An 8,499-nucleotide genomic window follows, 5' to 3' on the forward strand; every position below is an offset into this window, starting at 1 on the left:
AACGGCCTCCTGCCCCGCGCGTGCGATCATTATCCACGCCCCCTGTTTCCTGCGCGACAGCGCGTCGTCCCCGGACGGGGCGCCAACTTCGTGGTGAATCAAGACGGTTCAGGCGTTGAGGTCGGGGATCAGGCGGCTGCGCAAGCGCTGGATGGCGTCCTTGAGCTGAAGCTTGCGCTTCTTCAGGCGCTGGATGGCGAAGATGTCCGGCGCGGCCTGCTCGTGCATCACGCCAATGGCCGAATCCAGTGCCCGATGCTCAGCCTCCAGCTCGGCCAGGCGTGCGCGAATCTGACTCTCGGTGTCCAAGCCGGCCCCCAGTGGTCCCATGTAGTGGTGGCCTTGAACCGGGAAACGCCCCGCGTGGCCATTCGGATCATCAAACCCGTATGATCGCAGACCGTCCCCGGCGGGACCATAGCCAGCCCTCGAGGGAAACACTGATTCACGTACGCACTCGCGTTGGCACCGCAGATTTTCGAGACTAGACGCGTCGTGCAGCGGGTAGGGGTTCTATCCGCAAGCGGCGTAACACAGGATCGGGGAACCTGGGCCCCCCTCCCCCCACAAACGGTCGAAGGCGGGGGGGGCGGCCGCCTGATGGTGACGAAAGCGCACGCGCGCACGGCGTTGCGGCTACCGGGTGCAGAGTGACTGCACGGCCCGGCCCTCGCCCCGCCATGTTCGCCCGCAAAAGCGACTCGAGCGCGAGCGCGTTCATTAATCAGGGTTTCCCTGAAAACCGGAGCCTACCCGATGGCCGTTCACAACACGTCGCTTACTATCCAGACCCCGCGCGGCACCCGGCTCGGCGGCGTGATGGTCGCGCCCGAGGCGGAGGCCGTCCGCGGCCAGGCCTGCATAGCGCACTGCTTCGCCTGCTCCAAGGACTTCCCGGCCACGGTGCGGCTGGCGCGCGCACTCGCCGCGGAGGGCATTGCCACGCTGCGGTTCGACTTCATGGGGCTGGGGGACTCCGAGGGCGAATTCCGCGACAGCACGCTGGAGACCTATTGCGAAGACCTCCACTCCGCCATCGAGGCCCTCGAGACGCATACCGGGCGGCATACCAATCTGCTGATCGGCCATAGCTTCGGCGGTGCCATGGCGATTTATGTCGGCGCGCAACGCGAGTCGCTCGACGGTATCGTGACCATCGCGGCCCCCAGCCGGCCCGGGCATGTCGCGCACCTGTTCGGCGACACGGCCGACAAGATCCGGCGCGAGGGTTGCGCACGCATCGGTATCGGGGGGCGACCGGTGGAGATCGGTCGCGCCTTCATCGAGTCGATCGAGGAACCGACACTGGACCAAGCCCTGGAGACCCTGAAGCAGCCGCTCCTCCTGCTGCACGCACCGGGCGACACCGTGGTCAGCGTCGATCACGCCCGCAAGATCTTCCAGCAGGCCCATCACCCCAAGAGCTTCGTCGCCCTGCACCAGACCGACCATCTGCTCTCGCGCCCCGAACACACCCGCTATGTCGCCGGCCTGGTTCGCGCCTGGTCGGCAAACCTGCTGGATTGACCGCCAACACCGCCACAATACTGTAGGAGGCCAGCCTCTGGCCGATCGGGCCTATCCCGCATCCCCATCGCCGAGAGGGCTCGGCTCCTACAACTCCAGAACCGCGGATGCCTCCTCGGTTGAAGGCGCCCTACCAGTAGTTCTCCGTCGTGATCTGCCCCGGCTTGCGCCGGCGGTTCTTCGCCAGCCCGCGCTCCTTCAGGATGGCGGTGGTGTCCTGCACCATGGCCGGGTTGCCGCACAGCATTACCTGGGAGTGCTCCGGCGTGATCTTCAGGTCCGCGTGATGCTCCAGGCGGCCCTCGGCGATCGCGGCCGGTACGCGGCCTTCGAGCCCGCCCGGGAACGGCTCGCGGCTGACGAACGGAATGTACTGGAACTGCTTCGGGTCACGTTCCTGGAACTGCCGGATCGTTTCCTGATAGGTCAACTCCTCCGCCTGACGGACCGCGTGGAGCAGCCGGATGTTCTCGAAGCGCTCCCAGGGGGTGTCGGTCTTCAGGATGGACAGGAACGGCCCCAGTGCGGTGCCGGTGGAGAGCAGCCAGAGGTCACGGCTGTCCGGCAGCTCGTCGAGGGTAAAAAAGCCCGTCGCACGCGGCATCAACTCCACCGTATCGCCCGGCTCCAGCTGCACCAGTCGATTGGATAGCGGACCATCCGGCACGGTGATCAGGTAGAAATCCAGCGGGTGTTCGTCCGGGGCGTTCACGTAGGAATAAGGCCGGCCGACCATCTCCCCGTCAATCTCCAGGCGCAGGCGGTTGAACTGGCCCGCCTTGAACGGTTCGACCTCGGCATCCACGCGCAGCGAGAACAGGCGGTCCGTCCACTGCTTGCGCTCCTGTACGACACCGGTCACCCAGCCCATATTCCCTACTCCATTGCTCAGGTATTATTCGAAAGAGTGGTGGCGCGACCGGAAGGTTTCAAGCATCCCCGGCCAACGCCGTATAATTGTCGCAAATCCGACTACTGGAGCAGTCATGGCCCGCACCCCTTCGCAGATGATCGAACTCGGCACCGAGGCACCGAACTTCTCCCTGCCGGACGTCGTCTCCGGCGAGACCATCAGCCTCGACAGCTTCCCCGACGCGAAAGGCTACATGATTGCCTTCATCTGCAATCACTGCCCGTTCGTGCAGCTGATCCGTCACGAATTCGCCCGCTACGGCCGCGAATATTCGAACAAGGGCATCGCGGTGATCGCCATCAACTCCAACGACATCCAGGCCGTACCGGACGACGCGCCGGACAAGATGAAGGATGATGCCCGGCGCTTCGGCTACAGCTTCCCCTACTGCCTGGACGAGGACCAGTCCGTCGCCCGGGCCTACCACGCCGCCTGCACCCCGGACCTGTACCTGTTCGATGGCGACCGCAAGCTGTTCTACCGCGGCCAGTTCGACGAGACGCGTCCGGGTTCCGACACCCCGGTGACCGGCCGTGACCTCCGCGCGGCCAGCGACGCCCTGCTCGCCGGCCGGCCGGCGCCCGAGCCGCAGCATCCGAGCCTGGGCTGCAACATCAAGTGGCGCCCCGGCAACGAACCGGACTACTTCGCCTGATCCGGATACGCCGCTTGAGAAGTGGGCTCGCCCAGGGACCGGTCTCGTCGGAACCGTCCTTGTGGGCGCCGGCCTGCGCGCCAATGCCCTGCGCGCGTCTATTGGACCGCCAGGGCAAGCGCAATCGCCCGCCGTATACTGACCCGACACCCCGAACGATGGTCGTCGCATGCCCCCCAGCAACGTAATCGACGGGCCGCGGGTCGCCACCTGGCGCTGTCCCTCCTGCCAGGAGTCCGTGCCACGCCTGCTGCCGAACGGCGAGCGCAACCGCATTGCACTCCCTCCGGAACGCATGGCCCTGCCCGACACCACGGTGCAGCAGGCCTGTGCACGGGTACAGGGACTGCGCGCACCCGAGATCTGCTACGCCTGCGATCAAGCTTACCAGGAGTTGCTGGGCACGCTGGTCCGTCCGCCCGCGGAGCTTGGCGATGCCCGCGGCGAACCCGGGCTGAACGACACCGGCATCATCGGCGCGCTGCTGCCCATCGCCGACCAGGGCACACAGATCCTGATCTTCAACGTGATCAACGAGGAACTGCGCTGCACCGAGATCGAGCGCCTGGTCAGCTTCAACCCCGACCGCCTGACCTACCCCGGCTCGCGCGGCGCCATCGCCCCGCGCGTCTGGGCGCTCTACGAGGACCACCTGGCCCAGCTCCACGCCCGTGCGCCGGCGCCCTACCAACCGGAATAACGCTTCCGTACCCGGCCGTTTTCACTAACCGCGTCCCTCGACGCCATCCCCCGGTCATCCCGGGCGAAGCAACGCGGAAGTCCGGGTTCTTCAGCGTTCAGGGCCTGCCCGGCGAGCGAGATCCGGGATAACGCCGCGAGGCGGTTTCCGTTACGGCGGTGGAAGCGGCGCTGCGATCGCCGCCGGCTGCGAGTACACTGGGCGGGACGGACAGAACCGCGACGTCAGGCGTCATCTTCGGCGTCCATGCGCGCCAGCATGCGCATGCCGCCCACCATGCAGCGAAGCGCCTCCAGCGTCTGCAGATCGAAGTCCGCGCCGGTCTCGCCGGGCAGTCGCCAGTATTTCGGGCGACAGGTGGCGGGCCGCACGGCCGGCATGCCCCGCGCGGCCGCCGCGTCGACGGCAACCAGTAAATCCGCCCAGTCCAGGTCCTCCTGCGTGATCTCCGCCATGGCGCGGGCGGGGCACACCTCGATCCAGTCCTCAAACTCGGCCGCGCCCGCCAACTCGGCCACGCGCGCGGCACGTCCATCGGGACGCTCGGCCGCCACCAGCAACCGCGCGCGACGCTTAAACATCTCCACCCCCGCACGGGTCCTTTTGTATGGCGCGATCCAATGGCGTCAGGCTATAACGCACATGAACACAACGGAGAACGGACACCATGGCCCACCTCGACTGGTCGCATTATCCGGTGAATGAACTGAAGCTCGTTTACAGCACGCTGCATGCCCAGCTGACCCTGGAGCCCGAGCTGATGGATTCCGAACTGATGGCCGACCTGCAGACCCACCTGCAGCAGGCCGCCAAGACCGACGGCGTGGACGTCTCCACCCACTCCCAATGGGCCGCCTGGCTGAACGACCGGTGAACCGCAAGACACAAGGAGCCTGCTTGCAGGCTCCTTACAGAGACGGGATGTCGGGCGCCGCTCACCGAGGGAAATCTCGGTCAGTCGACTTCAATCAACGATTCGCCGTGCTCCAGAGCCTGCAACACGCGAGGTAGAAGCGGCTTGAACCATTCAAGCAAGGCCGCTTTCCGGGTATTGCCGATTCGAAGCCAGACGACGGCCGGATAGTCCCCCGAATCCGCAGAGCGCCACACAGCGAAATCCTCATCCTTGGTTACGATGACAGCCCGCGTGCGGAGAGCTTCCGCCCAGATTTCTTTATCGGAAGTCTCAAGCAGTCCGACATCCGCAACATGTTCGGCTGCAACACCCTGATCAACCAGGAAGCGCATTCAGGCAACGTGAAGAACAGGATGATCCGTTTGGCGCGCGGCAAACCGCAAAGCCTCGGTAATGTCTTCGCCCGTCAGATAGGGGTAGTCCTCCAGAATCTCATCCCGCGAGGCCCCTGCAGCAAGCAGGTCAAGGACATCCCTCACTCGCATCCGGGTACCGCGGATGCAAGGGCGGCCACCACAGATTTCCGGATCAAAGGTGATGCGTTGCATCTCGCTCATGATGGCCTCCTGCGCAGACGACCAGAGAATGTATCAGCGGAGTGTATCGTTATCGGACCACTGCTGGAGCAAGCAGGTCCGCGAATGCATGTTGCCGCGCCCGGTGCGGGCAACATGCAGTCGTCTGCACGCAGACTCCTACAGGGACGCTGCATCAGGCGTCGCCTGCGGTGGCCTTGCGGTGTTCGGTGGCGAAGTCGAGCATGCGCTGGGTGGCGACCAGAGCCTTCTGGCGCGCGCTCTCGTCGACGAAGATCTCGTTCTTTGCCGGTTCGGCGGTGTCTTCCAGGGTCTCGGCCAGCGAGACCAGATCGTTCATCGCCATCCACGGGCAGTGCGCGCAACTGGTGCAGGTTGCGCTGTGGCCACCCGTCGGGGCCTCGATCAGCTTCTTGTCCGGCGCGGCCTGCTGCATCTTGTAGAAGATGCCCTTGTCCGTCGCCACGATGAATTCCTGCTCCGGGCGATCCTTCACCGCCGCGATCAGCTGGCTGGTCGACCCCACCACATCCGCCTGATGGATCACCTCGCGCGGGGACTCCGGATGCACCAGCACGGCGGCGCCGGGATGGCGGCCGAGCAGTTCTTCCAGCGCCCAGGACCGGAACTCGTCATGGACCACGCAGGAACCGTCCCACAGCACCATGTCAGCGCCGGTGGTGCGGCGAATGTAGTCGCCCAGGTGCTTGTCCGGGGCCCAGAGGACCTTCTTGCCCTGATCACGCAGGTGCTCGACCAGCGGCACGGCGATGCTGGACGTGACGACGTAATCGGCCTGCGCCTTCACGTCCACCGACGTGTTCGAGTACACAACAACCGTGTGATCCGGATACTGCGCGCGGAATTTCGCGAACTCGTCCGCCGGACAGCCCAGATCCAGCGAGCACTCGGCCTCCAGCGTCGGCATCAGGACGCGCTTCTCCGGGCTCAGGATCTTGGCGGTCTCGCCCATGAAGCGCACACCGGCCACCACCAGCGTCTCGGCCGGGTGCTCCTTGCCGAAGCGTGCCATCTCCAGGGAGTCGGACACACAGCCACCCGTCTCGTCCGCCAGACGCTGCAGGGATTCATCCACGTAGTAATGCGCGACCAGTACCGCGTTGCGCTCGATCAGCAACCGCTTGATGCGGCGCACCAGTTCGTCGCGCTGAGCCTCACTCAAAGCGTGCAGCGAGGCTGTCACGTGTGCCGTGGTCGGGACGTGATAAAGCGGCTTGTCGGCTACCGGTGCATTCATGCGTTCCTCGCTCCCCGACGCGGTCGGAGAAAATTACAGTCTGCTTATGGTACGACAGGCTTTCGCTTGGTGTCGTTCCTGCAGATTGTGGGGGCGTACACCCGGAACCCGACCACCCTGCCTATAATGCCCGCCCGATGGAGACGCTTGCCCGCCAATACAAGGCGCTGTCATTTGAAGAGCGCATGGACCTGGCCCTGTCCGTGGACCTGGAGGGCCATTGGCGGCCGCTGCTGGTACGCGACCAGCACGCCCAGGTGAAGGCCTACTTCTCCCGCCGTATGGACCTGACACCCGAAGAGATCGCCCTGCTGCTGGCCGACCCCAACCAGACCGTGCGCCTGAACTGTGCCAAGCGTCCGGACCTGACACCGGAACAGGTGGAGGCCTGCGTAAACGATCGCGACCCCAACCTGCGCTACTTCGTCGCGCGCAATCCGCTGCTCACCGACGCACAGCGGGAACGCCTGGTGGACGACGAGGACGAACTGGTACGCATCGCCGTGCGCAAGGGCCCCAAGAAGCGGGGCACCCGCGCCCGCCCCGGGCAGGCCGAGATGATTCGTTGACCGAAAAACAGCCAGAAAAACCGAAACGCCCCAAACCCTCCCGGCGCCGCCGTGCGCTCGGCTGGGGCATCCAGATCGGCCTGGCCTTGGTGATCTTCCTGGCCGTGCGCGCCTGGATGGCGCGCGACATGGTCGAGGGCCCGGCCCCCGAGTTCGAGGCCCAGCTGCTGGACGGCACGCCCGTGACACTGGCGGATTACGCGGATGAACCCATGCTGCTGCACTTCTGGGCCACCTGGTGCCCGATCTGCCGCCTGGAGGAAGGCGAGATCGTGCGCCTGTCGCAAAGCCACCCGGTGCTGACAGTCGCCATGCAGTCCGGCGTGGAAGAAGAGGTGCTCGACCACCTGAACGAGCGCGAGCGGGAACTGGCCGTGATCAACGATCCGGACGGCGCCCTGGCCGCGCGCTACAACGTGCGCGGCGTCCCGGCCACCTTCATCATCAACCCCGACGGCGAGATCGTCTTCCGCAAGCAGGGCTACGCCCCCCCGCTCGAACTCCGCCTGCGCCTCTGGCTCGCCCGCTGGCTGTAGCGGCACCGCCCGACCCGGTGAAGTTCGCTTCGCTCAGTGCACCCTACGTCCAGCAAGCCCTGCGTAGGATGCTGTTGAGCGAAGCGAAACGCATCAGTGACCCGCCACGCCCCGGATGGTAACCACCTGTCCCCGACAAAGCTCCCGCAACGACGGCCCGCCCACTTGCACCGGCGAACACCAGGGCGTACAGTTTTCCGTACATGTACAGAGTTGTACAGGAGCCCCATGGACGCCATTAGCTACACCGCGGCCCGGAGCAATCTGGCCAAGACGATGGAAAAGGTCTGCGAGGATCACTCCACGATCATCATCACCCGCAACAAGGCGCCCTCCGTGGTCATGATGTCACTGGAAGACTTTGAGGCCCTGCAGGAAACGGCCTACCTGCTTCGGGCGCCAGAGAATGCTCGACGCCTGCTGGCATCGGTCGCCGAACTGGAACAGGGGGGAGGCAAGGAACGGAGCCTGGAGGAGTGAGGCTGCTCTTTGCTGAACTTGCCTGGGAGGACTATCTCTACTGGCAACGACACGACAAGAAAACACTTCGCCGCGTGAACGAGCTAATCAAGGCCATCCAGCGCGACCCGTTCACGGGCATCGGGAAACCCGAACCCCTCAAGCACAACCTTGCCGGCTACTGGTCCCGCCGAATCGATAGCGAACACCGCATCGTCTACAAGGTGGACGACGGCACCCTGCTGATTGCGCAGCTCCGCTACCACTACTGACCGGAACCATCGGGCGCGCCACCGTTCGCAACCAAGCGAACGGTGCAGTTCGCTTCGCTCAGCACCCCCTACGCTCAATCATTACCCGAACGCCGCAGGATGCGTTGAGCGCAGCGAAACGCATCGCCCTCGGGCGAAGGAAGCGACTAATCGTCCAG

The 8,499-nt window shown here is 65.1% G+C and carries 14 protein-coding genes; 8 read left to right on the forward strand and 6 right to left on the reverse strand.

The features are described 5' to 3' along the window. Positions 1–108: 108 nt before the first annotated feature. Complete coding sequence (locus ACESLR_RS10740) at positions 109–309, reverse strand: YdcH family protein (protein WP_373025994.1); 201 nt, start codon at positions 307–309, stop codon at positions 109–111. Between the two features lie 447 nt (positions 310–756). Here ACESLR_RS10740 and ACESLR_RS10745 point away from each other — a divergent pair, with 447 nt between their 5' ends. Then, complete coding sequence (locus tag ACESLR_RS10745; RefSeq protein ID WP_373025993.1) at positions 757–1,527, forward strand: alpha/beta hydrolase family protein; 771 nt, start codon at positions 757–759, stop codon at positions 1,525–1,527. A 130-nt stretch (positions 1,528–1,657) separates the two neighbouring features. On the opposite strand, the gene ACESLR_RS10750 is transcribed toward ACESLR_RS10745, so the two are convergent. Continuing rightward, a complete protein-coding gene (locus tag ACESLR_RS10750) occupies positions 1,658–2,398 on the reverse strand; it encodes a ferredoxin--NADP reductase (protein WP_373025992.1) in 741 nt (246 codons plus the stop codon). A 115-nt stretch (positions 2,399–2,513) separates the two neighbouring features. Between ACESLR_RS10750 and ACESLR_RS10755 the strand changes: the two genes are divergently transcribed. Together ACESLR_RS10755 and ACESLR_RS10760 are read left to right on the forward strand one after the other, a co-directional pair. After that, positions 2,514–3,095 (forward strand): thioredoxin family protein, encoded by a 582-nt coding sequence (locus ACESLR_RS10755; protein WP_373025990.1) that lies wholly within the window; start codon positions 2,514–2,516, stop codon positions 3,093–3,095. Positions 3,096–3,264: 169 nt separating this feature from the next. Further along, positions 3,265–3,795, forward strand: a complete 531-nt coding sequence (locus ACESLR_RS10760) for a hypothetical protein (protein ID WP_373025989.1) — start codon at positions 3,265–3,267, stop codon at positions 3,793–3,795. Positions 3,796–4,019: 224 nt separating this feature from the next. Here the strand turns inward: ACESLR_RS10760 and ACESLR_RS10765 are convergent, their stop codons facing one another. Continuing rightward, entirely contained in the window at positions 4,020–4,376 is a 357-nt protein-coding gene (locus ACESLR_RS10765) for a precorrin-3B synthase (RefSeq protein WP_373025987.1), read from the reverse strand. Positions 4,377–4,462: 86 nt separating this feature from the next. On the opposite strand from ACESLR_RS10765, the gene ACESLR_RS10770 reads away from it, so the two are divergent. Beyond that, positions 4,463–4,669, forward strand: coding sequence for a hypothetical protein (locus tag ACESLR_RS10770; RefSeq protein ID WP_373025986.1), 207 nt, complete (start codon positions 4,463–4,465; stop codon positions 4,667–4,669). A gap of 80 nt (positions 4,670–4,749) precedes the next feature. On the opposite strand, the gene ACESLR_RS10775 is transcribed toward ACESLR_RS10770, so the two are convergent. From ACESLR_RS10775 to nadA, 3 genes are all read right to left on the reverse strand, one after another. After that, the gene (locus tag ACESLR_RS10775) at positions 4,750–5,043 is read right to left on the reverse strand and encodes a DUF5615 family PIN-like protein (RefSeq protein ID WP_373025985.1); all 294 of its coding nucleotides are present in this window, start codon (positions 5,041–5,043) and stop codon (positions 4,750–4,752) included. After that, entirely contained in the window at positions 5,044–5,268 is a 225-nt protein-coding gene (locus ACESLR_RS10780) for a DUF433 domain-containing protein (protein WP_373025983.1), read from the reverse strand. Between the two features lie 154 nt (positions 5,269–5,422). Beyond that, positions 5,423–6,505, reverse strand: coding sequence for a quinolinate synthase NadA (gene nadA / locus ACESLR_RS10785; RefSeq protein WP_373025982.1), 1,083 nt, complete (start codon positions 6,503–6,505; stop codon positions 5,423–5,425). 137 nt (positions 6,506–6,642) lie between these two features. On the opposite strand from nadA, the gene ACESLR_RS10790 reads away from it, so the two are divergent. From ACESLR_RS10790 to ACESLR_RS10805, 4 genes are all read left to right on the forward strand, one after another. Beyond that, positions 6,643–7,074, forward strand: a complete 432-nt coding sequence (locus ACESLR_RS10790; protein ID WP_373025980.1) for a hypothetical protein — start codon at positions 6,643–6,645, stop codon at positions 7,072–7,074. After that, positions 7,071–7,610, forward strand: a complete 540-nt coding sequence (locus ACESLR_RS10795) for a protein disulfide oxidoreductase (protein WP_373067343.1) — start codon at positions 7,071–7,073, stop codon at positions 7,608–7,610. Before ACESLR_RS10790 ends, ACESLR_RS10795 begins: the two co-directional genes overlap by 4 nt. A 228-nt stretch (positions 7,611–7,838) precedes the next feature. Next, positions 7,839–8,090, forward strand: a complete 252-nt coding sequence (locus ACESLR_RS10800; protein ID WP_373025978.1) for a type II toxin-antitoxin system Phd/YefM family antitoxin — start codon at positions 7,839–7,841, stop codon at positions 8,088–8,090. Further along, positions 8,087–8,341 carry a Txe/YoeB family addiction module toxin gene (locus ACESLR_RS10805; RefSeq protein WP_018865520.1) on the forward strand — a complete coding sequence of 85 codons (255 nt, stop codon included), beginning with the start codon at positions 8,087–8,089 and terminating at the stop codon, positions 8,339–8,341. Before ACESLR_RS10800 ends, ACESLR_RS10805 begins: the two co-directional genes overlap by 4 nt. The last annotated feature ends 158 nt before the right edge of the window (positions 8,342–8,499 follow it).

This window comes from Thioalkalivibrio sp. (genome assembly GCF_041685615.1).
Classification (GTDB): domain Bacteria; phylum Pseudomonadota; class Gammaproteobacteria; order Ectothiorhodospirales; family Ectothiorhodospiraceae; genus Thioalkalivibrio.